We start from the raw sequence: 23780 nt of genomic DNA, 5'->3' as shown, positions 1-23780 counted from the left end.
TTGGCTTATTGACTATGAGCAAAACATCCAAAAATCTAAGTTTTGAAAGTGCCATGGAAAAACTAAGCGGTATGATTGAAAAGCTGGAAGGTGGAGAGCTTAAGCTTGATGATATGCTCAAAAACTTTGAAGAAGGCATGAGTTTGGTTAAATTTTGCGAATCAAAACTGGAAGAGGCAAAGGGAAAATTAGAAAAAATTGTGAAAAAAGAAGATCTTTTAATAGCAGAAGATATGGAGTTGGACGCCGAATGAGCTTTGATCTTTTAAAATACATTGCCCGTGTTAATGAATTGGTAGAAGGGTATATGGATGCCCATATGCCGGCTAAAAATGCGTTTCCACCGGTTATTCATGAATCAATGCGCTACAGCCTTTTTGCCGGTGGTAAGCGTGTACGTCCTTTACTTGTTATTGCATCGGCCGAGGCATGTGGTGGCAAGGCAGAACAAGTTCTTCCTATTGCGGCTGCTCTTGAAATGATTCATACCTTTTCGCTGGTGCACGACGATTTGCCGGCCATGGATGACGATAGCTTGCGTCGTGGAAAACCTACCAATCACGTGGTGTACGGCGAGGCCACGGCCATTTTGGCAGGCGATGGACTTATTGCGCAGGCTTTTTCGGTACTCACACAACTTAACGGAAAAATTAATGCCGATTGTATTTTACCCATCATCAACGATATTGCGCTGGCTACGGGTTCTGTTGGTATGGTGGGTGGTCAGGTGCTCGATATGCAAGCCGAAGGAAAAGAATTAACTTTGGATGCGCTCAAAAAATTACATTCTCTTAAAACCGGACAATTAATTACCGTATCGGTCACCAGTGGGGCTAAAGCCATCACTGCCGATACAAAACGCCTTCAAATGCTAGAGCAGTATGGCCAAGCTATTGGACTTGCTTTTCAAATTGCCGACGACATTTTGGATATTGAAGGAGGCGAGGAGATTGGCAAAGATATTGGCTCAGATGCCGAAAACAACAAGATGACCTACCCTAAATTATTGGGGCTAGACGGAGCCAAAAAGGAAGCAAAGCGTGTAGTAGACGAAGCTCTTTCATGTTTGGCAGGTTTTGGGGAAGAAGCCGAACCGCTGCGGGCTTTGGCACGTTACATAATTGAGCGTAAAAAATGATTACAGATTCCATCACTCTTATTACCACAAAACCTCTCCAGTTAATGGATATTACCGAAGCCGTTTCTCAAAAAATAAAAGAACTCAATATTACAAACGGCCTTTTGGTGGTTGCCAGTCATCATACAACCGCTGGTATTAAAATTAACGAACAATGTGATGCCTTGGAACGTGATTTTTATGCTTGGGCCGAAAAACTGGCGCCCTCTAAGGCCAACTACGAACATAATAAAGTGGCCGTGGATGATAGACCCAATGCCCATAGTCATTTACTCAGTTTTCTAATCAACACGTCCGAAACCATTATTGTTAAAAACGGAAAAATGGAATTAGGAACCTGGCAGCGTCTTTTTTTTATTGAATTAGACGGGCCACGGGAGAAGCGTACCGTAAATTTAACCGTACTGATATAATATGGTTCAATCAGCCGACATTGAGGGTTTTGTTTTTAATCCAGAAAAGCATCGGATAAGTGATTATTTAGGTATCGATTATATTTTTGAAACCGAAATTGATCCACACCTTGCTTGTGCCGGAATTTGCAGTGAGCAAAGTACAGCCCAGTGGAAACGTCCTGGTTTAAACGAAGATTACCGCCCTCAGTATGCCGCCAAGTTTACCAATCTTAAAATTATCAAAACCCAAAATTCTTTTTCGTATCCCGAATATCAGGCTTCTCGTCCTGTTACGGTTTGTTCGGTAAGAGTTTATCATCCTTTAATCAATTTTGGACCGCGCATTCCTAATTTATTGTCGGCCATTGCAGGCGAGGGGGCTTTTTATTGTCCGTCTATCCCCGTTCTTAAAATTACCGATATTCATTTTCCAGAAACCTTCTTAAAAAACTTTCCTGGGCCGACTTTTGGCATTGACGGGCTAAGACAAAGTTTACAGGTTTACAACAGACCCTTTTTTATTGGTGTGGTTAAACCCAATATTGGACTTGAGGCAGCCGATTTTGCTGAGATTACCTACCAAAGTTTGGTGGGAGGGCTTGATATTGCCAAAGATGATGAAATGTTGGCCGATGCTCCCAATTTAGAATTAAGTGCACGTTTAAAAGCTGTTGAAACGTTACGCCGTAAGGCAGAATCTGAAACAAAAATTCCAAAAATGTTTGTGGTGAATGTGACAGACGAAACCCAGGCCATGGAAGAACTTTATAAAAAAGCCAAAGAGGGTGGAGCGGGTTGTGTGATGGTAAATTCTTATTTTACCGGCATGCCGGCCTTAAAGCGGCTGCGTCAACTCTCATCGCTTCCCATTCTTTCTCATTTTACTGGAGCTGCTCTTTTTGAACGCCTTCAGCATTACGGCATTGAAGGAAAAGTTTTTGTAAAGCTTCAACGTTTACTGGGGGCCGATATTATTGTTATCCCGGGTTTTGGCCCGCGGATGTATGCGCCCGATTGGCGTGTACAAGAACAGGTTCAAGCCTGTTTGGAGCCTATGGGCAATATAAAACCGGCTCTGGCAGTGCCTGGTGGTAGCGATTCGGCCGTAACTTTACCTCTTGTTTATCAAAAAATTGGTCATCCTCATTTTGGTTTTATTGCCGGCCGTGGTGTGTTTGGGCATCCGTTAGGGCCCAAAGCCGGGGCTATGTCACTTCATCAGGCCTGGAATGCCATAAAAAATGGTGTTGATCTTCAAAAATATTCGGAACAGAATACGGAACTCAAATTAGCTCTCGATAGTTTTAAGTAAGGGAATAAGAATATGATTCCTCCTTTAGGTGCCACAATAGACGGAACCGGCCGTTATTTTCGTCGTCTCCAAAAACGGTGGATGCACGAAGAAAAAGTGCGCAGTTTGTGCGAATGGACTATTCCAGCCATGGCCATTGGTACTTATTTGGGCCACTACGACAGCGATACCGATGCTCTCTATACCAAAACTCTTGAAACAGCCTTAGAGATGGGCATTAATTTTATTGATACCTCTATTAATTATCGTTGCCAGCGCAGTGAAAAAACCATTGGGCGTGTTTTAGCCAAACTTATTCAATTAAAAAAACTAGCGCGCGATGAGGTGGTTATTTCTACCAAAGGCGGTTTTATTCCCTTTTTAGATGCGCCGGCGCCATCTCTTAAAAAATATATTGAAGACCAATTTATAACTCCGGGCATTTTAACTGCCGATGATATTGTGGCCAATTGCCATTCTTTAGCCCCACGTTTTATAGATAACCAAATTAGTACCAGTCTCCGTAATTTAAATTGTGAAACCGTAGATGTTTATTATTTACATAATCCCGAAACCCAACTGCCGCATGTGGGCGAAAATGTTTTTTATGAAAAAATTGAAAAAGCTTTTCATGTTTTGGAAGAAAATGTGGATAAAGGAAAAATTCAGTATTATGGATTGGCCACCTGGAATGGTTTTAGAGCCCCTGTTTTAGAAGCTCTTAATTTAAACAAGTTATATCAAATAGCTGTTGATGTGGGAGGGGCTGATCATCATTTTAAGGCTCTGCAAATGCCTTATAATTTGGCTATGCGCGAGGCCTCCGTCTCTCTTAATCAAAAAGTAGGTGACAGAATGTTGTCTACTTTAACCCTGGCTAACGATTTAGGATTGCAGGTTATGGCATCCTCGCCCTTGTTGCAAACGCAGGTGTTGCAAAAAGGAGATGCGTTTTTTAAAAAAATACCGGGTAATTTTACTCCCGTGCAAAAAGCTTTGCAGTTTGTAGAATCTAAAAAAATGATTACCAGCGTGATGAGCGGCATTAAATTGTTGGCGCATTTAAAAGAAAATATGGCGGTATTAGAAAAAGAAAATTGGACGCCTGCTCAGCTAAAAGAAATTACAACGTTATTGTAGTTCCATTTTTATCCTAAAAACAAAATACGGTGACATTGTGGGCACGATTTAAGAACATCCGGTTTTTGAAGCTCTATAAAAAGTTGGGGAGGAATGCGCGTGTTGCATTCGGTGCACAAACCCTGCGCTGCCAAAGATAAGGCAGGTTTTACACGTTGAAAAATAGATTTGTATTTTTTAATAAGAACAGGGCTTATACTTTTTTCAAACTCATCCCTGTTTTTCATTTTGCCATCGGCTTCGCTGCGACTTTGAGCTACAGCCGCTTCGTGTTGGGCAATTTGTTCGCGGATAGCCGCTGATTTTTGTGTGATTTCTTCTTTTAATGCAGCAATTTTTTGGTTTTTTTCTTCAATGATGGCTTCTAAAGTTTTGTTCTCTTCTTCCAGCTTTGCAATAAGGCGTTGGCCGTCATTTACCTCTTTAAGAGCGGCATGATATTCTTTATTGGTTTTAATTTCTTTACTTTTGGCTTCTCGCGAGGCAACCCATTCCTTTTTTTCGGTAAGGCTAAAATCATTTCCTTTTTTTTGTGTAATGGCCTGGTCTAGTTCTTTGGTAAGCAGGGTAATGGGACTCTCAATTTTAGAAATTTCCTGATTTAAGTTGGTAATCAGGCGGGGAGTGTCTTCGATGATGTCGAGAATTTCCACAATTTCGGCGTCAAGCTTGGACAGCTCGGCCAATTTAATAAATTCATCTTTCAAAAGAACCTCCTTCTTTAATAAGACAGTGAAAAGACTTACCCCCTTCACGGGGCTTTGTAAAGGGAAGAATGGGATTGCTTCCTTAATTGATAAAACGCCAATAACAGGAATAAAATCATAATGTTTGACAAGGATTGATAAACTATGATTTTGTGAGTTTCCTATGGATTATAAGGCAACTTTAAATCTTCCTAAAACCGATTTTCCTATGAAGGCCGAGCTCCCCAAGCGTGAACCTCAATTTTTGGAGCGTTGGGAAAAAGAAGGCACTTACAAAAAGCTGCTTGCTAAAAATGAAAAGAAACCCAGTTTTATTTTGCATGATGGCCCTCCGTATGCCAACGGGCACATCCACTTTGGGCATATTCTTAATAAAGTTTTAAAAGATATTATTATCAAATATAAAAATATTAGCGGTGCTTATGCACCTTTTGTTCCGGGCTGGGATTGCCATGGGCTTCCTATTGAATTGGGCGCTGTTAAAGAACTTACCGAAGCCAACTTGCCTCCCGAACAGGTTCACAACCCCTTGGTGCGCCGCGAGGCTTGCCGTACTTATGCTCACCGTTTTATTAATTTTCAAAAAGATGAGTTTAAACGCCTGGGTATTTTTGCCGAATGGGACCGTCCGTATTTAACCCTCACTAACCAATTTGAAGCCGATATTGCCCGTGAATTTGTAAAACTGTATAGTCAGGGTTATGTGTATCAGGGTAAAAAGCCCGTATACTGGTGTACATCCTGTAACACGGCATTAGCTGAAGCCGAAGTAGAGTACGAAGAATTATCGTCCCCTTCCATTTACGTAAAATTTAAAATTAATAACCCCGAAAAACTGAACGATGAAGACAAATCGTTTACGGGAAAAAATGTATATTTTGTAATTTGGACAACTACCCCGTGGACCTTGCCGGCTAACCTAGGTTTGGCGTTGGGCTTAGACATTTGTTACGTGAGTATTAAAATAGACGATGACTATTATATTGTAGCCGAAAATTTACTGACTACGTTTTTAAAAGACATCGAGTTTATTGGAAAACAGGAAATTGTGGCTTCTTATTCGGGAACTGAACTTTTAAGCCACGATTTGATAGCCTCTCATCCTTTTTTAAAACGCAATTCAAAAGTAGTGGAAGGTTTTCATGTAACCACCGAAGCAGGCACTGGTGTGGTGCATATTGCACCGGGTCATGGTCAAGAAGATTATGTGATTGGTCAAAAGTTTGGCTTAGAAACTTTATGCCCCATAGATGCCCAGGGAAAACTGATGGTAGGTTCTCTAGAAACCGCGCGCGACCCGGCTATTCGCAGTTGGGAAGGTCTTTTTATTAAAAAGGCCAATAACGAAATTGTAAAATATTTGGCCGAACAAAAAATTTTGCTCAATCCCCCGGGGCAAATGCTCAAGCATAAATATCCACATTGCTGGCGTTGTAAAAACCCTGTTATTTTTCGCGCTACCGAACAATGGTTTTGCTCGCTGGCTCACAACGATTTACGCAAAAAAACACTACGCACTATTACCGGCAATATTAAATGGGTTCCCTCGTGGGGGCGCGAACGTATTTATGGCATGATTGAATCGCGCCCCGATTGGTGTTTATCGCGCCAGCGTATTTGGGGTGTTCCTATTCCGGTGCATACCTGTAAAAAATGCCACAAAGTGCATTTAGACGAAAAATCGGGCGCTTTTATTGTAGCGGCGTTTGAAAAAGAAGGTGCCGATGCCTGGTGGCGCGCAACTGGCCCGTTATTGCCCCAGGGTACTACTTGTGAGTGTGGTAGCGTTGAGTTTGAAAAAGAAAAAAGTATTTTGGATGTTTGGTTTGATTCTGGTGTTACACACGCAGCCGTATTGGAACGCTTTAGTGGGCTTAGTTCCCCCGCCGATTTGTATTTAGAAGGCTCCGATCAACATCGAGGTTGGTTTCATTCTTCGCTTCTTACCTCTATGGCCACGCGCGATCGTTCCCCGTACAAAACATGCCTTACGCACGGATTTGTGGTGGATGGACAGGGAAAAAAATATTCCAAATCGGCTAAAAATTATGTGCCACCCGAAAAAATCTTATCCGAAACGGGGGCCGAGCTGTTGCGTTTGTGGGTAGCGGCCGAAGATTATCGAAACGATATCCGTGTATCGGACGAAATCATTAAAGTTTTGGCCGAAGTGTACCGAAAAATCCGCAACACGTGTCGTTTTATGTTGGGGAATTTGTACGATTTTAATCCCGATACTGATTTGGTTCCATATGCCAAGCGCGAAGAAATTGACCGTTATGCTTTATCGATGGCCGCAACCGTTGCCGAAAAAATGGAAAAGGCCTATGACGACTACGAATTCCATGTTGTGCATCACAGCCTTAATAAGTTTTTTACCGTTGAACTTTCGGCTTTGTATCTTGATATTTTAAAAGATCGTCTCTATTGCGATCGTGCCGGTGGTGCCTTGCGTCGTTCGGCACAATCCACCATGTACGATATCCTACGTTTAGTGTTACCGCTCATGGCGCCCATCCTGTCATTTACCTCCGAAGAAATTTGGGGTTTTATGCCCAAAACTAAAACGGATGCGAGCAGTATCTTTTTGGTAGATAAGTTAGCTATTAATGAAGAATGGAAAAATAAGGAAATTACCGAACGTTGGGAACGTATCGGGCGTATTCGTGATGAAGTGTTAAAAGTCTTGGAAGAAGCTCGTAAGAAAAAAGAAATTGGACATCCGCTCGATGCCAAAGTGTTGTTGGGTGGTGGCGGAGAAACGTTATCGTTTATTCAAAAATATGAAGCCGACTGGACGCAAATCCTCATCGTGTCTCAAGTAGAAATTAAAGACGCCAAAGCCGTTTCTGGATTTGAAAGTAAGAATGTTCCGCAACTGGTTATTCAGGTGGTTCCTGCCCAGGGTAAGAAATGTGAGCGTTGCTGGAACTATAAAACAGATGTAGGTGCTTCCGGTGTTCATCCTACCGTATGTAAACGCTGCGAAGAGGCGGTGAGCTGATGCTCCATAAAATCAAAAAAATTCTTTTGGTTTTTCCTCCCATTTATATTCTCGATCAAATTACCAAGGCACTTATTGTTAAATATTTTACTTTTGGAGCTTCAAAAGTCATCATCCCCGGTTATTTTGATTTGGTGCATGTGCGTAATAGGGGGGCGGCTTTTGGTTTTTTGGCGGCTTGGGATTCACATTTAAGAGATATATTCTTTTATGTTCTTTCAGGTGTGGCCATTGCTTTTTTATATTCTTTTTTAAAGCAGCTTAAATCATCGGATAAACTGTCTATTGTAGCTGTGGGTATGGTGTTTAGTGGGGCTATTGGCAATTTAACCGATCGCATTTTTAGAGGGTCGGTTGTTGATTTTTTATCTTTCCATTGGCAAAATAAAACTGCCTCTTTCTCTTTACTAGGAAAACATGTATTCTTTGATCTTACATGGCCGGCTTTTAATGTTGCCGACATGGCTATTAGTTGCGGTGTTGTTTTGCTTCTTTACACAATGGTGAGATCAAAAAGTTAAGGAGAATTTACGTTTCCATTCATTATCAATTATAAAACCGTTGTGATCCCCACTTTCTTTTTTATGGTGATGGTGGCCTCATTGGCTGCAACCTTTTATATTTATTACCTGGCACCCAAAAGAGGACTTTCGCAAATTGCTGTTCTCGACCTTTCACTTTATGGCACTATTTTTGGTGTGATTGGGGCCCGTTTATTTCATATTTTTTTCGAATACCCAGGTTATTATTGGGAGGATCCCATCCGTGTTTTTTATTTTTGGCAGGGTGGTTTTGTTGGCTATGGTGTTTTTATTGGTTTGGCGCTTACTACCATTATATATGTAAAGCTTAAAAAATTGCCACTTCTTAAGTATGTTGATCTCATTGCTTTTGCTGGTCCCATTATTGTGTTTTTTGTACGCGTGGGTTGTATTGGCGCTGGATGCTGCTATGGAAAGCCCACACATTTTCCTCTTCACCTTGTTTTTAATAATCCAGCAAGCGATGCAGGACATGATTTTCCAGGTATCGCGCTGCATGCTACTCAAATTTACGACATGTGTAATGCTATTATCACGTTTCTTATTTTGCATTGGGTGGACAAACGGAAAAAAACAGACGGTTGGTTGGCGTTGGTATTTTTCACAGCTTACCCCATCATGCGCTTTTTGATTGAATATCTGCGTGGCGATACGGATAGGGGCGTGTATTTAAACGGCATGCTTTCTACATCTCAAATTACCAGTCTTGTTTTTTTAAGTATTGTAGGGATGTTGGCGTTACTTCTAAGGCGGTATCATAAAATTCATACCCATTCCGAAAGCTTTAATGTGCAACAATGAAAAAATTAGTTTTCATCTGGTTTGTAGTTATTGCCTTAATTAAGACCCTCGATTTTATTCCTCTTTCTTTTGTGGTGGCTAATAAAGCCGTGTTTACGGCGGTTATTTTGTTGTACGCCCCTTTGGTGATTGCCCTTCAAAATAAGGATCGCTCTCAATATGATGTGCTGGATACCAAAAAACTTTTTAGCGCGTTTAAGTGGTTTTTTATTGTTTCTCTTATTATTTTTCCCATTGCTGTTGTGGTTAATCATGGATACCAGCATTTTTTGGGAAATGGCTATACAGGGAAGGCTGTGCCCCGCTTGGGTGAGTTTATTTTTTATCAATTGATTGTGGTAGGTTTGCCGGAAGAATTCTTTTTTAGAGGGTTTTTGCAAAATAAATTAAACGGGGTTTTTACCTTGCGGCGCCCTATTATAGGCGTTCCTGTGGGCTTAGCATTGCCTGTTACCAGTCTTATTTTTGCATTATCTCATAGTATTATTACTATTCAGTGGTGGCATATTCTTATCTTTTTTCCTTCCTTGTTATTTGGGTGGTTGTTTGAAAAAACAAAAACCATCTGGGCCTCTGTTTTGTTTCATGCGGCATGCAATGTGTTTGCACAATGGGCTTATTGGGCTTATTTGCGTTAACTTTTTCAGCCAGAGTGATTTTTTATTTTTTCTAAAAGTCTAATGGTCTCTATTATATTACGTCCCCACAAGTTCTGACCCAATGACTTTAGATGGAAGGGTGGGGACTTAGAGGTGGACCGTATACTTTTAGAAAAAATAAAAAATCACTATGGCTGAAAAAGAAGAGTGAGGGAGAGTTGAGTTTGGATTGGAATTTTTAGAGTTTTGGTTGCTGCTGCGTAATGCAATGAAAAGCCCCAAAACCCCATACTAAATCGTAAGCATACACGCCCACAATTTTACGGGTTGGGAAGAGCTTTTGAAGAGTATCTAAGGCCACCTGATCATTAGGATCGTTAAATGTAGGTACTAAAACAGCGCCGTTACCAATATAAAAGTTGAGATAGCTGGCCGGCATGCGTGTGTCGCCTTCATATTGGCCCTTGGGCATGGGGATGGTGATAATCTTGAACGGTTTGCCCTCGGTATCGGTAAATGTTTTTAAGAGCTCCAAATTTTTCTGAAGAGGTTTAAAGTTGTCGTCTTTGGGATCGTTTTCAATGGCCGTCACTATGGTATCGGCGGCTACAAAGCGCGTGATATCGTCTACATGGCCGTCGGTGTCGTCACCAGCAATGCCGTCGCCTAGCCATAAAATCTTTTTTACACCCAAATAATCTTTTAAATATTGTTCAATTTGAACCTGGCTTAAGTGTGGGTTACGGTTTTTGTTTAACAGGCAGGTTTTGGTGGTTAGTAAACAACCCGCGCCGTTTACATCAATAGATCCACCTTCCAGCACAATTTTGGGGCTGAAAGAGGGGATATTGTAAAGCTTCGCTATTTTTTGAGGAATCTGGTTATCTAAATCCCAAGGCGGGTATTTACCGCCCCACATGTTAAATTCCCAGTCGGTGAGCGCCAGTTCTCTTTTGTTGTCCTTGTTTCTAACAATAAAAATTGGACCATGATCGCGAGCCCAGCAATCGTTGGTTTCAAAGGGGTGCAGAAAAATTTTATTCATGTCCACATTTTGGGCTTGAAGTAAGGTTTTAATGCTTGTTTCCATCTCCTTATCTTTTACATTTATATGGATGTTTTCGTGTTCATGTAAGTTTTTAGCAATAGCCACCCAAAACTTTGAAATGAAATGAATTTTTCCAGGGAATGAGTTTTCGTTATGGGGCCACGATATCCAGGTTCCTTCATGAAGTTCCCATTCGGCGGGCATGTGGTAGCCTAAGGATGCAGGAGTGCTCATGAGTCTTTAAATACTCCGGGAGAGTTTAATTTGAAACGACGGCAATTTAAAAAGGGCCAGTCCTTTTTAACCGTATCCGATTCATTCAAATCAATTTTAACCATGAGGTTGGCTTCTTCATCATGCCCTAATTGTTGCTGAATCACACCAAAGGGACCGCTTACAAAAGAACCACCCCAAAAATTAAGATTATCTTCATGACCCACGCGGTTGATGGCGGCTACAAAAACGCCGTTAGCAATGGCATGCGAGCGTTGCATGGTAACCCAGGCCTCAAATTCGGCTTTTCCAATGGCCTGTTCTCGTTCTTTGCGAGGCCAGCCGATAGCGGTGGGATAAAAAATGATTTGAGCACCATCTGCGGCCAAGGCACGGGCCGGTTCGGGATACCATTGGTCCCAGCAGACAAGCACACCAATTTTGCCATACTTGGTTTGCGTTGCTTGAAGCGGCAAGTTGCCAGGTTTAAAATAATAAAGTTCGGAATAATGATTTTTTAAATCGTCCGGAATGTGCAACTTGCGATATTTGGTTTTAAGTGTGCCGTCGGCATCAAAAATAACGGCTGTGTTGTAATACTGATTGTTATCGTTTTCGTAGAGAGAGGCTACCAGCACAATGTTTTTCTTTTTAGCCACTAATGACAGCGCATCACTTACTTTACCCGGAATAGGGGAGGCGAGTTTAAAATAATCGTCCTTATTTTCTTGGCAAAAATAAAGGCTGCCAAAGAGTTCTTGCAATGCAATAATTTGTGATCCGGCATCGGCTAGTTTTTCAATATTAATAATGGCCTTATTGAGGTTTTCCTCGGGGTTTGCCGAGCAATTCATCTGTACTAAGCCTAATGTGACTGTGGATGAAGTCATAGAGAGTGGATGGTGGATGGTGGGTAGTGGATGGAAAGACTTGCTATCCACCATTCACTATCCACCATCCACCTGCATATGCCCAGGGCGGGACTCGAACCCGCAAGGGTTTCCCCATACGCCCCTTAAACGCACGTGTATACCAATTCCACCACCTGGGCTTTTAAAAAAATTATTCTTTTTTATCCTCGGGTTTTGTTTCGCTAGCTTTTGGTTCTTCCTTGGGTGCGGCATTGGTATCGGCCGCTGGTGTTTCGGGCATTGAAATGTCTAAACCGTTAAGGGAGCGGTTTTTATGAATGCCCGATAAGGTAAGAGAAGTTACTAAAAACAAAATGGCTGCAATAGCCGTCATTTTGGATAAAAAAGTAGCGGCGCCACGAGCGCCAAATAAAGTTTGTGAGCTGCCGGCTCCAAAAGCGGCCCCAATATCGGCCCCTTTACCGGCTTGCAGTAAAATGGTGATAATTAAAAAAATGCACAAAATGAAATGAAAACCTAAAATAAGAGGCTCAAACGACTGTAACATGCTCATACTTAATCCTTGTCCAAACTAACGAGTTCTAAAAAAGACTCCACCGATAACGATGCCCCGCCCACCAAGGCGCCATCAATATTGGGCTTATCCATCAATTGACGGATGTTATCGGGTTTAACCGAGCCACCATATAAAATTCTTAAATGAGATGCAAGCTCGGATGACTTATTTTTTTTGACCCATTCTCTAATAAAAACATGCACTTCTTCGGCCTGTTCGGGGGTAGCTACCTGGCCCGTGCCTATAGCCCAAACGGGCTCGTAGGCTAAGACTAGGTTTTGACCGGTAAAATTTAGACTTCCCAAGCCTTCGGCCAACTGTTTTTCTATTACAGCCAAAGTTTTCTCGGCCTTGCGCTCGTCTAAGGTTTCGCCAATACAGTAAATGGGAATTAGGCCCGATTTCAAAGCGGCTGCTAATTTTTTATTGAGGATGTCATTGGTTTCTAAAAAATACTGGCGGCGCTCGGAATGGCCAATGATGACATATTTACATTCCAATTCACTTAAAAAAGCCGGACTTATTTCGCCGGTAAAAGCACCGCTTTCTTCCCAATGACAATTTTGAGCTCCCAACACCACGCGGTTTTGCTCCGACAGGGCTACCGACACGGTGTACAGTGAGGTAGCGGGAGGGCAAATAACAATATCGGGTTTAACGTGGTTGGGAAGTGCTCGTAAAAAACGCATCACAAATTTGAGCGAGTCTTCAATGCCCAAATTCATTTTCCAATTGCCGGCTAATAGTGGTTTACGCATAAAAAGTGTTATAACAGAGCTTTGAGCCCCGGCAATGTTTTTCCTTCTAAAAATTCCATGGAGGCACCACCACCTGTTGAGATAAAGCTAAAATCTCCGGCATGCCCCGATAAATTAACAGCGGCTGCCGAATCGCCGCCGCCGGCAACGCTAATGGCATCACTTTCAGAAATCATACGTGCCATTTCAAAGGTGCCGGTTTGGAAGGCATACATTTCAAAAACACCCATGGGGCCATTCCAAAAAATGGTTTTGGCTGTTTTTAATTTTTCGCCAAAAAGCTTGATGGAATCGGGACCAATATCAAGTGCCATCCAGTTGTCCCAGTTTTCTCCTACTTTGGCCGTTTTACGGGAGGCTGTAGCTTCAAATTTATCGGCTAAAACAGAATCGCAGGGAAGTGTTATTTCAATGCCCTTAATTTTGGCACGTTGTAAAATTTTTTCGGCCTGATGAATTTTAGTTTCTTCTACAAGTGATTTGCCAATATTGTGGCCTTGGGCTTTTAAAAAAGTGTAGGCCATACCGCCACCAATAATAAAGCCGCTCACGTGATTCATCAGGCTATCAATTACGTCAATTTTATCGGAAACTTTTGCGCCACCTAATACAGCCACAAAGGGTTTTTCGGGATTTTCTACCAATTTGGTTAAAAACTGGAGCTCTTTTTCAACTAAAAACCCAATTCCCTTTTCCTTAAAATGTTTGAGCATGCCGTCAATAGAGGCGTGCGCGCGATGGATGGCACCAAAAGCATCGTTAATGTAAATGTCAGCCAGCTCAGATAGTTTTTCACTAAATATGGGATCGTTCTTTTCTTCTTCGGGATGGAATCGCAGATTTTCAAGTAAAATAACGCTGCCTTCTTTAGCTTCCTGAATTAATTTTTTAACGCCACTTCCAATGCATTCCTCGGGGAAAATAATTTCGCATTCCAGCAAATCTCTTAGTTTTTGGGCAACAGGCAACAGTGAATATTTTGGATTTTTTTCGCCCTTGGGCCTTCCCATGTGAGACGCCAAAATAACAACCGCTTTTTGCTCGATAGCGTATTTAATGGTGGGTAATGTTTCGCGAATGCGCGAGTCGTCGGCTATCACGCCATCGGTTAGGGGAACGTTAAAATCGGTTCTAATAAAAACTTTTTTGTTTTTTAAATCGAACTGATTGATAACCTTATAGCTGTGCATTTAGCGTTTTAAAATAAAAGAAGCCACATCCACCATGCGGTGAGAGAAGCCGGTTTCGTTATCGTACCACGACAATACTTTTAAAAGTTTATCGCCAATCATTTTGGTGGATAAGCCGTCTACAATTGAGGATAGCGGGTTGCCGTTGTAATCGATGGATACAAGAGGTAAATCGGAATAACCCAAAACACCTTTTAAGCTTGTTTCGCTGGCCTGTTTTAATGCGGCATTCACATCTTTAGCGGTGGTTCCGTTTTTAAGATTACATACTAAATCTACACACGATACATTGGCAGTAGGGACGCGCACGGCCATACCATCAATTTTACCTTTTAAATCTGGCAATACCAACCCTACAGCCTGAGCGGCACCTGTTTTGGTAGGTATTTGCGATAAATTAGCGGCACGGGCACGACGTAAATCTTCGTGTGATACATCTAATATTTTTTGATCATTTGTATACGAGTGAATGGTGGTTACTAAACCCGATTCAATACCAAAAACTTCGTGAATGGCTTTTGCTAAAGGAGCCAAACAGTTTGTAGTACACGAAGCGTTAGAAATAACATGATGTTCGTTAGCATTATACAAAGTGTGGTTAATGCCAAAGGCCAAAGTAATGTCGGGATCTTTAGAAGGAGCCGAAATAAGAACTTTTTTAGCGCCACCTTTTAAATGAAGGCCGGCTTTAGCTTTATCGGTAAAAAAACCGGTGCATTCCATTACTAAATCTACACCGTGAGCGCCCCAGGGGATTTCTTCAGGATTTTTATGGGCGGTTACTTTAATGCGACGGTCATCAATTAAAATGCTATCGCCATCGGCTTTAATGTTATTGGCCAGTGTGCCGTGGACGGAATCGTATTTTAACAAGTGAGCGTTGGTGGGGATATTGCCCAATTCGTTAATGACCGCTACTTCTAGCGGAAAATTACGGGCAATAAGAGCCCGCATGACAGAACGGCCGATACGGCCAAAACCATTGATACCGATTTTCAAAGACATTTTTTTCTCCTTAGATCATGTTAATCTGACGCCAGTCAGATGTTACATGATCTTATCCCCAAACCGTGAGCAAGGGGGTTAAAAAATGAACCAAAGGAATAAATCGCGAGTAACAAATTACGGGGGGTCTAGCAAGAAAAAATTAGGGTGGTTTAACTAACCAAAATAGTTACTTTAGGCCCCACTGTTAAATGAAAAGTATCTTCAGGCGCTAACATATCGCCGTCAATGGTGTAAGGAAGAGGTTTAGCAAGTTTTATCAGCATTTCTTTAGCTGGTTCTTCTATTAAATTTGGACAGCCAGCGGGTTTTCCCATTTTCATTTTAGGCACGTAATTAAGCACGCTGCGCGGGGGGAGTGAAAAACCAATAGCATGAAAAATGTCTGGAACTTCATCTACCAAGTAAAAAACTCTAAAATCTAAACCCAATTGATTGATGGAGCCCGAATACAAGGCCGAATAATTGGCAAAAGGCCATTTTTTACCGTTAACAGTTACCTCCGCATCAAAACGATCAAACATTTTACGAGCAAAGGCGCCGTTGATAAGCGCCGAACCGATGGCGCGCACCAATGTTTTAGCGGCACCTACGGGCGAGAGCGAACCTTTGGAATAATAATCGGCCATAAAATTATAAATAACACCCATGCCAAAGATACATCCAAATTTGTCGTTAATTTTCATCAGCTGTAACTCGCGTGTTTTAAAGGGAACGTTCTCGTGATATTTGACAAGTACCGACGACAAAATACTTTCGGGTGTGCCTTTAACTCCCATGGTGGCCGCAATAGTATTAAGAGTGCCACCGCGGAGTAAAGCCACACGGGGTAGCGGCTTATCGCCATATTCGTGAATAAAAGTGGTGAGCGTGCAATGAATGGTGCCGTCGCCGCCAGAAATGGCCAAAACATCTACATCGCGTTCTTTAAATTCGCGTGCTGTGCGTTTTAAATCGTCTATTGTTTCGGTGGCGTGACATGAGGCGCGGTCGCCCACAATAAACGACATGTTTTTTGCTTTGTCGGGATCTTTTTTGTAACGCTTGGAATGCGGATTTAATATAACGCCTATGCCTGACATAGTGTGTATTTGGCCTCTATTTGGGTGGCTATGTGCCGTTTATAGTGTTGAGCTAAAACCAGAACCTGTTCTACCAGCTCGGCATTCCCTTTGGCAAGAACGCCTTTTTTGAGATAAATATTATCTTCTAACCCTGTCCGCACATGTCCGCCGTTTTTGATAGCGTACTCAATCATGGGCAATTGGTTTTTTCCTACACCCGAGGCCGACCAGGTGCACGGTTGTGGCAACTTTTGAATAATATAATCTAAATTTTGGACGCTGGCGGCAAGCCAGCCGGGTCCTCCTAAAATAATGTTAAAATGATAGGGCGGTTTAAGGAGTTCTTTTTTAATAAGATGATAAGCTGTGTCTACCATGCCCACGTCAAAAATTTCAAGTTCGGGCACAATGCGCTTCTTTTTCATGGTGGCGGCCAGTTTTTCAATAAAGGGCAGGGGGTTTAAAAACACATCAGTTCCAAAATTAACACTGCCCAGCGTGAGCGAGGCCATATCGGGTTTTACATCTAAAATTTTTATTCTTTTTTTGTAAGAGTCGTTAATAGATCCGCCCGTGGATATTTGAATAATAAGATCAGTTTTTTTACGTATTTCGGTTACCACCTTTTTTGCCAGTTTTAAATCGAGCGTAGGTTTTCCTTTTTGATCTCTAATATGCAGATGAAAAATATGCGCTCCGGCTTGTTCAATACGGAGAGCTTCTTCAATAATAGCGTTAGGAGTTGACGGTAAATAGGGGGTGTCTTTTTTAGTGAGTTCGGCGCCAACGCCAGCAACGGTAATAAGAAGAGGATGCATATGGTGGATGGTGGATAGTGAATGGTGGATAGTAAACTTTTTTACCATCAACTATACACTATCCACTATTCACTTCTTCACAACACAAGTTCCCTTGGCCTTGGCCACAATGATGGGTTCTTTTAACAAGGTTGCTTTAGACGGTTTTTTCTCGTCGCGGGAGCCTTCAATAATTTTTTTAGCCGTAAAATCCATATCACGCGATGTAGTACCTTCGTTCACAATAGAAGCGCTAATCTCTAAAAAATCACCGGCATAAACAGGAGCTAAAAAATCTATGGATTGATAGGCTCTAAATAAACCTTCGTCACCGTCGTGACGGATTAATAGTTCTGTTGCGGCATCGCCAAATAATTCTAAAACTTTAGCGCCGCTGGCAATATTGCCGCCATAATGAACATCTTGCTGGCTGATGCGAACTTTAAAACTGGTAGAATTAGAATTTTTTTGTTTCATAAAAATTAGCCCAGTCTCTTTTTAAGCTCGTGAATAATAAAACTGCCCACATGCGAGGGCTTGGTGCCGGGACCAAAGCCTGCATCAAAACCCCAGCTAAGAGCTTCTTCGTGGCTAATGCGTGGCCCACCACAAATTTTAATAAGATGAGGTGGTACATCGGGGGTTTGACTTAAAGCCTCTAAAAATTTTTTCATTTCTGTAATGTGTTCATCGCGCTGGGTGACAACACGCGATACGAGAACAGCATCGGCTTTTAACTCGGCCACTCTTTTAGACAAATCTTCTACAGCCACTTGTGCGCGTAAATTATGAGCATCCATCATGGGATAACGTTCAAAGCCCCAATCGTGCGCATAACCCTTCATGTTAAAAATGGCATCAATACCTACTGTGTGCGCATCCGAGCCAATGCAGGCGCCAATTACTACAATTTTTCTTCCAATTTCTTTTTCAATAAAAGAGTTGATGGCATCAAAAGCCAATACAGGATTTTCTAGTTTAGGAACATGAATACTGCTCATGTCGATGGAATGAGATGTTTTGGCGTAAACGTAAAAAAGTGTGTAGCCGCTGGTGATTTGCTCCATGTGGCAAACCAGCACTTTTTCAAAGCCCATTTTAGCTACCAGTTGGGCTGCCGCTTCTTTGGCCTCGGGCGAGGCCGATACGGGGAGAGTAAAACTCATCTGCACCATACCATCATCGGTACGGTCACCATACGGGCGGACTTGTTCGTTCATTTAATCCTCCGGTTCCAAATGCTCCAGGAAGGGGTTGTAGTATTTGCGGGCTTTTTGGAAAATTCCATCCAGCCCACGGCCGCCGTCACGCGCGCGCGGCATATTGGCAAAATATCCTTTTTCGATAGATTCCATAAGGCCCATCGAGTTGATATCTTCCAGATATTTTAGCGTATTATCCAAAACAGTGCGAGCTCTTCGTGCAAGTTTTCCATTATTATTATACTGCAATTCGTCAAAAAGAGAGGCTGCTGCTTTAAAGATATAATTGGCACTTTTTAAACTTTCAAAGCGGTCCATTAAAAACGGGTTATGAATGGCTTCGGTGGCCATGCCCAATAATTGCACCGATTGGCGGGTAGCGCTACCAATCAAGTTAAACATGGCATCCAGCACATGGCTTTGCATAATATCGCCCGTTTTGTGGCGGGTGGGTGGCATGTACTTAATGGGATGGCGCACAAACACATCACGTATCATTTGCGCCATAGCCAGTTCATAAATAAAACTGTCTTCAATATCGGGGTCCATTTCAAAGGCGTGGCCCAAACCAATTTGTTCGTCACGCAGGCCTGCTTTTTTGGCAAATTGCTCGTTAATAAAGTGCGAGGCTAATACCTGATGATGGTTTTCGTAAGCTTCGGCAGTGGTGAGATAATTATCTTCACCTGTTTGAATAATAATGCCCGCACGGCTCACAACCAAGCGCGAAAAGTATTGATCTACAAATGTGCGCTTCATGTTGATATCGCGGAAGAGGATGCCGTACATCGAGTCATTTAATAAATAATCCAAATTTTCCTGTGCGCCCATTACAGCAATTTCGGGCATACATAATCCCGAAGAGTAATTTGTTAGCCTAATATAACGGCCCAAACGGTTGGAGGCTTCATCTAGCGCCTGGCGCATGATACGAAAATTTTCTTGTGTGGCGTAAGTGCCGCCAAAACCTTCGGTGGTGGCACCCACGGGAACGTAATCGAGTAAACTTTGCGCGGTGGAGCGAATCACGGCAATAATATCGGCGCCTTGTTCGGCAGCGGCCACGGCTTGCTTTACGTCTTCATAAATATTGCCGGTGGCAACAATAAGATAGCGTAACGGTAAACGTACCCGGTTCATACGGCCGCGCATGCGCTCTTTATGCTTACGGCTGGCATCAATACGGGCAATGCCGTCTTGCACCCAGGGGGCTAAGATTTTTTTAGTAATATCGGCATTGGGAGGTTCGGGTAGTGTGTTGATGTCAATTTCGCCATTAATAATTTTGGCGGCAATTTTTTCTATGGATAATTTGGGATGGTCATTTCTAGCCGATGCCATCCAGGCTGCAATGCCTAAAGGAAGGCGGCGTTTATCCAATTTATCTAAAATCATGTTGGCCAGCGGGTAGGGCGGCATGTCGGGCAGCTCTTCGGCGCCGGTGAGCCCCATGAGACGTAAAATGGAGCGCTCAATAGAAACAGTGGAATGCAGATGAATATACTTTTGGACAGGATGCACCAGGTGTTCGGCGATAGAGCGGCACTGGTCAACCTTGTCGCGGTCGAGATTAATTTTTGCCATTGTTCGTACATTCGTGCGTTCGTGCGATCGTGCGTTCGCTAGTGTATGGTTGATGATAGCGCACCATCGTAGAATCGTACTTTTCTTAAAATGAAAATAAAGGGAGCCTACTTCGTAAATTCTTTAGAAGTAGAACACTCACAATCGGTCCAGGCAGGTTCGGTGTAGGTAAAGATTTGGTTTTCGTAATTTTTTAACGTAATTTCCTTCCCTGTGCGCCCTACAACATAATCGGGCAAAATAGGAATTTTTCCGCCACCGCCCGGAGCATCAATTACATATGTGGGGATTGCCAACCCCGAAATATGCCCGCGCAGGCTCTTCATAATTTCTAAACCTTTTTCCACCGGTGTCCGGAAATGGCCAATTCCTTCGGAGAGATCGCATTGATACAAGTAATAGGGCTTTACTCTCATCTGGATGAGGCCATAACAGAGCTCCCTCATAATATCCGGACAACTGTTTATCTTTCTTAGCAAAACTGCCTGATTCATAATGGGAATACCATTATCTACCAGCATGGCACAAGCCTTTTTTGCCTCCGGGGTAATCTCATAGGGATGGTTAAAATGGGTCATAAAATACAGAGGCTGATACTTTTTAAGCATGCTCACTAAAGAGGGTGTGATGCGCATGGGGCATACAACCGGAATACGCGACCCAATACGCAGCGTATAAATATGCGGCATGGCGCGTAGCTGAGAGAGTACCGATTCCAGGAGTTTTTCGCCCACTACCAGGGCGTCACCCCCTGAAATGATCACATCATGAATTTCGGGATGATTTTTAATGTATTCAATGGCCCGTTCAATTTTGCGGTCGATATGGCTTTCTTTTTCTAAAATCACGCGTCTTCGGGTGCAATAGCGGCAATAGAGTGAGCATACTTCGGTAATGAGAAACAGCACACGGTCGGGATAGCGGTGCACTAGTCCCGGCACGGGCATATCGGCGTCTTCGGCTAACGGGTCACGCATGTCTACGCCGGGTTCTAAATTCATTTCTAGCGGGGAGGGTACCGATTGCAGCTTGATGGGGCATTCAGCATTTTTGCCATCAATCAAATTTAAATAATAAGGCGTGGCTGTAAATTTATACTTACCCATCGTAGACTTAATGCCCTCAACCTCATCTTTAAATTGAGGAAAAAGTTCTAAAAATTCGTCCGCCGTGGTTACCAAATTTTGATACTGCCATTTCCAGTCGTTCCATTGTTCGGGGGTTACGTGTTCCCAGCGTTTAAAACGTTGCCAGGCAAAGCGTATGGAGGTTTCTTGAGCCGATAAATTATGATGGATGATCGAGTTCATAAGCCGTAATTCTCCCCAAGCCAGTCCCGGTAGGGCTTGTTATTGCGTACTAAACCCAGCATGAGAGCGGCATGTCCGGGCACATAACCGCTACCCATTAAGAGCGTAATATCTTTTCCAACTCCTTCGGCCCCCAGCACCACTTTGCCAAAGGCTGTGGCCATTCCAAAAAAGAGAGCGGTGCCGCCGTCTTTTACGGGTAAAATGCCGGCCATCTCGGTTGATTCTACGTTAGTGGCATGAAAGGCTTTGTCTACGAGTTTTCCTGCGTTGTGTTCTAAAACCCAATTGGTGACGAGAACGGGATTGGTAACATCCAATTTAGCAAAGGTGCCGCGTATATGCTGACGGCACCAGTTGACGGCTTCCTCACGCGCATCAAGCCCCAGAACGCGTGCGCCCAGTTGTTCGCACATAAGGGCAATACTCTTGCCTGCTTTCCCAAGTCCAAGAATCATGACGGTATCACACGAACCGACATGACGCTTGGCTTGGGCGGGAGCACCGCACACATCCAGTGCGGCTAACACAACACCTTGGGGCAAATCATCTGGCAGTAAAGAATACAAACCGGTTTCAAATAAAATGGCGTGGCCTGTAACACTTAAGCGTTCTTTCCTTTTATCGACGGCGGTAATTTTTTCTAGATGCAGTGGGGTGAGAGTGAGTGAGACGAGTGAAATGATGCGTTCGTTTTTTTTAAGTTTTCCGTAATCGGGATGTTTTTTACCCACCTCAATTACTTTTCCTAAAAATACACCACCCGAATTGGTTACCGGGTTATGCATTTTGCCTCGTGATGAAATAATTTCCATCACTTGTGTTTCAATAGCTACTCGGTCTATTTTTTCTTTTTGTTCTAAAGCATGGAAACTGGCGGAATCAATTTGAAGAGCCTCGAGCTCCACTAAAATTTCGTTATCAAAAAGCGGGAGGGCATTATTAAGCTTGAGGGCGGCTTGGGGTAAAACCGGGGTAGTATCGCATACGCGATGAAGTCCCCACGGATTGCCTCGCTCTAAAACCATATTACCCCCGTATTCTTCTATTGTAGCGCTTTGGCGGATAGTAACACAAGGTGGGTTGCGTCATTTTTTTAAAAAGAATACCTAAGAGTTTATTTATTTTAAATAATTGAAATTATTATAGATTTTGCTCTGTTGACCATAAAAAAAGGGACCCGGTTGGGTCCCTTTTTAGTTCATCTTATCCGTTAGGATTTAAGCTTTTCTGGATTCTTCCAGGTTTTTTAATCCCTGTTTTTTTGCATTCACCAAAATAGCCATGTTACCTTGAGGGTGTTTGTTTTCTTTCATCAACTGGTGGCAGCTACCAGTTTCTTTAAATTCAAACACCTTCGATAAACAAGGATCTACTTTTCCTTCTAATACAAGGTTGTTAAATCCAATTGATTGTTCATCGTTAGCAAAGTGCGAACCTTGGAAACGTTTTTGACGCATCCAGTGGTAACGTAAATCGATAGTAGCATTGTAACCGGTGGTACCGGCACAAATCACCACCATACCGCCTGTGTCACACACAAAAATGGAGGTAGGAACGGTATCTTCACCGGGATGTTCAAACACAATTTTGGGGCTCTTCTTTTCGCCGATAGCTTCCCAAATGGCTTTACCAAAGGCTTTTGCACCACTAGCCCAGGCATTGTATTTTTCGTTATCTTTCCAGTGAGGCAACATACCCCAATGGTTGAATTTTTTACGATCAATGCATCCTACAGCACCTAATTTTTTACAGAATTCAAACTTATCTTCACCGCCCACAACCGCAACGGGAATACCGCCGGCAGCTTTAACGATTTGGATAGCCATAGAACCTAAACCACCGGTAGCACCCCAGATGAGAACTACATCGCCTTTACCTACAGAGTGTTCCTTCCAGCCATGAAGCATACGGTAAGCGGTAGCGCCCACTAACATGTAAGCACTGGATGCTTCCCAGGTTAAATGTTTGGGTTTGGGCAAGCATTGGTGATCTTGCACGCGGGTAAACTGGGCAAAGGAGCCCCAGCTATTTTCATAACCCCAAATGCGGAAGCTGGGGTCGTACATGGGATCTTTACCTTGTTTAACAAGCGGGCCATCTTGTTTCCATTGGCCACAGTGAACAACCACTTCATCGCCCACTTTTAAATTTTTAACATTGGAACCGATCTTCCACACGATACCGGAAGCATCCGAACCACCAATGTGGTAACCGCTGGCATCGGGCCAGTACGGGTCTTTCGGGCGGTTTTTGGTAACATCGATAGGAATACCAAGGGCAGCCCATACGTTATTATAGTTTACACCGGCGCTCATTACATAAACCAACACTTCGTCGGGTAAAATTTCGGGAACATCTACTTGTTCTAAAGTAAAAGCTTTATTGGGATCGCCAAAGTTAGAGGGGCGGATCACCTGTGCATACATTTTTTTGGGAACTTCGCCCAGAGGGGGAATTTCACCTAATTCGTAGATTTCCTTCGTCATTTTATTCTCCTCAGAGCCTGTTGGTTGACGAGTCCTTCGAGGGGCTCGCCGGCGTTCAGGCTCTTTTACCAAAAC

At 42.9% G+C, this 23780-nt stretch carries 24 protein-coding genes and 1 tRNA gene; 9 read left to right on the top strand and 16 right to left on the bottom strand.

Annotated features, from left to right (window positions below; genetic code table 11):
- The first annotated feature begins 14 nt into the window (after window positions 1-14).
- The 5 genes from xseB to K1X76_01835 are packed head-to-tail and all read left to right on the top strand — an operon-like array spanning window position 15 to window position 3964.
- Complete coding sequence (xseB, locus tag K1X76_01855) at window positions 15-254, top strand: exodeoxyribonuclease VII small subunit (GenBank protein MBX7147803.1); 240 nt, start codon at window positions 15-17, stop codon at window positions 252-254.
- Window positions 251-1138 (top strand): polyprenyl synthetase family protein, encoded by an 888-nt coding sequence (locus K1X76_01850; protein MBX7147802.1) that lies wholly within the window; start codon window positions 251-253, stop codon window positions 1136-1138. Before xseB ends, K1X76_01850 begins: the two co-directional genes overlap by 4 nt.
- Window positions 1135-1551, top strand: a complete 417-nt coding sequence (locus K1X76_01845) for a secondary thiamine-phosphate synthase enzyme YjbQ (protein ID MBX7147801.1) — start codon at window positions 1135-1137, stop codon at window positions 1549-1551. The genes K1X76_01850 and K1X76_01845 overlap by 4 nt, the downstream gene beginning before the upstream one ends.
- A 1-nt stretch (window position 1552) precedes the next feature.
- A complete protein-coding gene (locus K1X76_01840) occupies window positions 1553-2845 on the top strand; it encodes a ribulose 1,5-bisphosphate carboxylase (GenBank protein MBX7147800.1) in 1293 nt (430 codons plus the stop codon).
- A gap of 12 nt (window positions 2846-2857) precedes the next feature.
- A complete protein-coding gene (locus K1X76_01835; GenBank protein ID MBX7147799.1) occupies window positions 2858-3964 on the top strand; it encodes an aldo/keto reductase in 1107 nt (368 codons plus the stop codon).
- A gap of 8 nt (window positions 3965-3972) precedes the next feature.
- On the opposite strand, the gene K1X76_01830 is transcribed toward K1X76_01835, so the two are convergent.
- Window positions 3973-4671: a hypothetical protein gene (locus tag K1X76_01830; GenBank protein ID MBX7147798.1), complete on the bottom strand. Its 699-nt coding sequence runs from the start codon at window positions 4669-4671 to the stop codon at window positions 3973-3975.
- A gap of 163 nt (window positions 4672-4834) precedes the next feature.
- Between K1X76_01830 and ileS the strand changes: the two genes are divergently transcribed.
- The 4 genes from ileS to K1X76_01810 are packed head-to-tail and all read left to right on the top strand — an operon-like array spanning window position 4835 to window position 9656.
- On the top strand, window positions 4835-7675 hold the full coding sequence (gene ileS / locus K1X76_01825; GenBank protein ID MBX7147797.1) for an isoleucine--tRNA ligase: 2841 nt from the start codon (window positions 4835-4837) through the stop codon (window positions 7673-7675).
- Window positions 7675-8196: a signal peptidase II gene (gene lspA / locus K1X76_01820; protein ID MBX7147796.1), complete on the top strand. Its 522-nt coding sequence runs from the start codon at window positions 7675-7677 to the stop codon at window positions 8194-8196. Before ileS ends, lspA begins: the two co-directional genes overlap by 1 nt.
- Before the next feature lie 42 nt (window positions 8197-8238).
- Window positions 8239-9018, top strand: coding sequence for a prolipoprotein diacylglyceryl transferase (locus K1X76_01815; GenBank protein ID MBX7147795.1), 780 nt, complete (start codon window positions 8239-8241; stop codon window positions 9016-9018).
- Window positions 9015-9656, top strand: a complete 642-nt coding sequence (locus K1X76_01810) for a CPBP family intramembrane metalloprotease (protein ID MBX7147794.1) — start codon at window positions 9015-9017, stop codon at window positions 9654-9656. The genes K1X76_01815 and K1X76_01810 overlap by 4 nt, the downstream gene beginning before the upstream one ends.
- A 199-nt stretch (window positions 9657-9855) precedes the next feature.
- Here the strand turns inward: K1X76_01810 and K1X76_01805 are convergent, their stop codons facing one another.
- The 15 genes from K1X76_01805 to ccrA form a co-directional block, all read right to left on the bottom strand.
- A complete protein-coding gene (locus K1X76_01805; protein MBX7147793.1) occupies window positions 9856-10899 on the bottom strand; it encodes an agmatine deiminase family protein in 1044 nt (347 codons plus the stop codon).
- Window positions 10896-11768: a carbon-nitrogen hydrolase gene (locus K1X76_01800; GenBank protein ID MBX7147792.1), complete on the bottom strand. Its 873-nt coding sequence runs from the start codon at window positions 11766-11768 to the stop codon at window positions 10896-10898. Before K1X76_01800 ends, K1X76_01805 begins: the two co-directional genes overlap by 4 nt.
- A gap of 79 nt (window positions 11769-11847) precedes the next feature.
- Window positions 11848-11929 (bottom strand) — tRNA-Leu (locus tag K1X76_01795).
- 11 nt (window positions 11930-11940) lie between these two features.
- Entirely contained in the window at window positions 11941-12297 is a 357-nt protein-coding gene (secG, locus tag K1X76_01790; GenBank protein ID MBX7147791.1) for a preprotein translocase subunit SecG, read from the bottom strand.
- Between the two features lie 8 nt (window positions 12298-12305).
- Complete coding sequence (gene tpiA / locus K1X76_01785) at window positions 12306-13064, bottom strand: triose-phosphate isomerase (protein ID MBX7147790.1); 759 nt, start codon at window positions 13062-13064, stop codon at window positions 12306-12308.
- Between the two features lie 8 nt (window positions 13065-13072).
- Entirely contained in the window at window positions 13073-14254 is a 1182-nt protein-coding gene (locus K1X76_01780) for a phosphoglycerate kinase (protein MBX7147789.1), read from the bottom strand.
- The gene (gene gap / locus K1X76_01775; GenBank protein ID MBX7147788.1) at window positions 14255-15259 is read right to left on the bottom strand and encodes a type I glyceraldehyde-3-phosphate dehydrogenase; all 1005 of its coding nucleotides are present in this window, start codon (window positions 15257-15259) and stop codon (window positions 14255-14257) included.
- A gap of 152 nt (window positions 15260-15411) precedes the next feature.
- A complete protein-coding gene (locus K1X76_01770; GenBank protein ID MBX7147787.1) occupies window positions 15412-16341 on the bottom strand; it encodes a hypothetical protein in 930 nt (309 codons plus the stop codon).
- Complete coding sequence (locus tag K1X76_01765) at window positions 16329-17141, bottom strand: 3-keto-5-aminohexanoate cleavage protein (protein ID MBX7147786.1); 813 nt, start codon at window positions 17139-17141, stop codon at window positions 16329-16331. The genes K1X76_01770 and K1X76_01765 overlap by 13 nt, the downstream gene beginning before the upstream one ends.
- A 69-nt stretch (window positions 17142-17210) precedes the next feature.
- Window positions 17211-17597, bottom strand: coding sequence for a 3-aminobutyryl-CoA ammonia lyase (locus K1X76_01760; protein ID MBX7147785.1), 387 nt, complete (start codon window positions 17595-17597; stop codon window positions 17211-17213).
- A gap of 5 nt (window positions 17598-17602) precedes the next feature.
- Window positions 17603-18340, bottom strand: a complete 738-nt coding sequence (locus K1X76_01755; GenBank protein ID MBX7147784.1) for a cobalamin-dependent protein — start codon at window positions 18338-18340, stop codon at window positions 17603-17605.
- Entirely contained in the window at window positions 18341-19906 is a 1566-nt protein-coding gene (locus K1X76_01750; protein ID MBX7147783.1) for a lysine 5,6-aminomutase subunit alpha, read from the bottom strand.
- Window positions 19907-20013: 107 nt separating this feature from the next.
- Window positions 20014-21216 carry a KamA family radical SAM protein gene (locus K1X76_01745; GenBank protein ID MBX7147782.1) on the bottom strand — a complete coding sequence of 401 codons (1203 nt, stop codon included), beginning with the start codon at window positions 21214-21216 and terminating at the stop codon, window positions 20014-20016.
- On the bottom strand, window positions 21213-22244 hold the full coding sequence (locus K1X76_01740) for an L-erythro-3,5-diaminohexanoate dehydrogenase (GenBank protein ID MBX7147781.1): 1032 nt from the start codon (window positions 22242-22244) through the stop codon (window positions 21213-21215). Before K1X76_01740 ends, K1X76_01745 begins: the two co-directional genes overlap by 4 nt.
- Before the next feature lie 192 nt (window positions 22245-22436).
- Entirely contained in the window at window positions 22437-23705 is a 1269-nt protein-coding gene (gene ccrA / locus K1X76_01735; protein MBX7147780.1) for a crotonyl-CoA carboxylase/reductase, read from the bottom strand.
- Between the last annotated feature and the right edge of the window lie 75 nt (window positions 23706-23780).

The sequence above is a fragment of the bacterium genome, assembly GCA_019695305.1.
Lineage (GTDB): Bacteria > UBA10199 > UBA10199 > UBA10199 > JAIBAG01 > JAIBAG01.
Note: the sequence above shows the minus strand (reverse complement) of the source record. Positions and strands in the feature narration are given on the sequence as shown.

Bases quoted from the DNA above. Each gene is read 5' to 3' on its own strand.
- K1X76_01850 (MBX7147802.1), top strand. From the start codon at position 251: ATGAGCTTTGATCTTTTAAAATACATTGCCCGTGTTAATGAATTGGTA.
- K1X76_01835 (MBX7147799.1), top strand. From the start codon at position 2,858: ATGATTCCTCCTTTAGGTGCCACAATAGACGGAACCGGCCGTTATTTT.
- K1X76_01770 (MBX7147787.1), bottom strand. From the start codon at position 16,341: ATGTCAGGCATAGGCGTTATATTAAATCCGCATTCCAAGCGTTACAAA.
- K1X76_01760 (MBX7147785.1), bottom strand. From the start codon at position 17,597: ATGAAACAAAAAAATTCTAATTCTACCAGTTTTAAAGTTCGCATCAGC.
- gap (MBX7147788.1), bottom strand. From the start codon at position 15,259: ATGTCTTTGAAAATCGGTATCAATGGTTTTGGCCGTATCGGCCGTTCT.
- K1X76_01800 (MBX7147792.1), bottom strand. From the start codon at position 11,768: ATGACTTCATCCACAGTCACATTAGGCTTAGTACAGATGAATTGCTCG.
- secG (MBX7147791.1), bottom strand. From the start codon at position 12,297: ATGTTACAGTCGTTTGAGCCTCTTATTTTAGGTTTTCATTTCATTTTG.
- K1X76_01840 (MBX7147800.1), top strand. From the start codon at position 1,553: ATGGTTCAATCAGCCGACATTGAGGGTTTTGTTTTTAATCCAGAAAAG.
- ileS (MBX7147797.1), top strand. From the start codon at position 4,835: ATGGATTATAAGGCAACTTTAAATCTTCCTAAAACCGATTTTCCTATG.
- K1X76_01805 (MBX7147793.1), bottom strand. From the start codon at position 10,899: ATGAGCACTCCTGCATCCTTAGGCTACCACATGCCCGCCGAATGGGAA.
- K1X76_01780 (MBX7147789.1), bottom strand. From the start codon at position 14,254: ATGCACAGCTATAAGGTTATCAATCAGTTCGATTTAAAAAACAAAAAA.
- K1X76_01740 (MBX7147781.1), bottom strand. From the start codon at position 22,244: ATGGTTTTAGAGCGAGGCAATCCGTGGGGACTTCATCGCGTATGCGAT.
- K1X76_01765 (MBX7147786.1), bottom strand. From the start codon at position 17,141: ATGCATCCTCTTCTTATTACCGTTGCTGGCGTTGGCGCCGAACTCACT.
- ccrA (MBX7147780.1), bottom strand. From the start codon at position 23,705: ATGACGAAGGAAATCTACGAATTAGGTGAAATTCCCCCTCTGGGCGAA.
- K1X76_01745 (MBX7147782.1), bottom strand. From the start codon at position 21,216: ATGAACTCGATCATCCATCATAATTTATCGGCTCAAGAAACCTCCATA.
- K1X76_01845 (MBX7147801.1), top strand. From the start codon at position 1,135: ATGATTACAGATTCCATCACTCTTATTACCACAAAACCTCTCCAGTTA.
- K1X76_01750 (MBX7147783.1), bottom strand. From the start codon at position 19,906: ATGGCAAAAATTAATCTCGACCGCGACAAGGTTGACCAGTGCCGCTCT.
- tpiA (MBX7147790.1), bottom strand. From the start codon at position 13,064: ATGCGTAAACCACTATTAGCCGGCAATTGGAAAATGAATTTGGGCATT.
- K1X76_01755 (MBX7147784.1), bottom strand. From the start codon at position 18,340: ATGAACGAACAAGTCCGCCCGTATGGTGACCGTACCGATGATGGTATG.
- K1X76_01810 (MBX7147794.1), top strand. From the start codon at position 9,015: ATGAAAAAATTAGTTTTCATCTGGTTTGTAGTTATTGCCTTAATTAAG.
- lspA (MBX7147796.1), top strand. From the start codon at position 7,675: ATGCTCCATAAAATCAAAAAAATTCTTTTGGTTTTTCCTCCCATTTAT.
- xseB (MBX7147803.1), top strand. From the start codon at position 15: ATGAGCAAAACATCCAAAAATCTAAGTTTTGAAAGTGCCATGGAAAAA.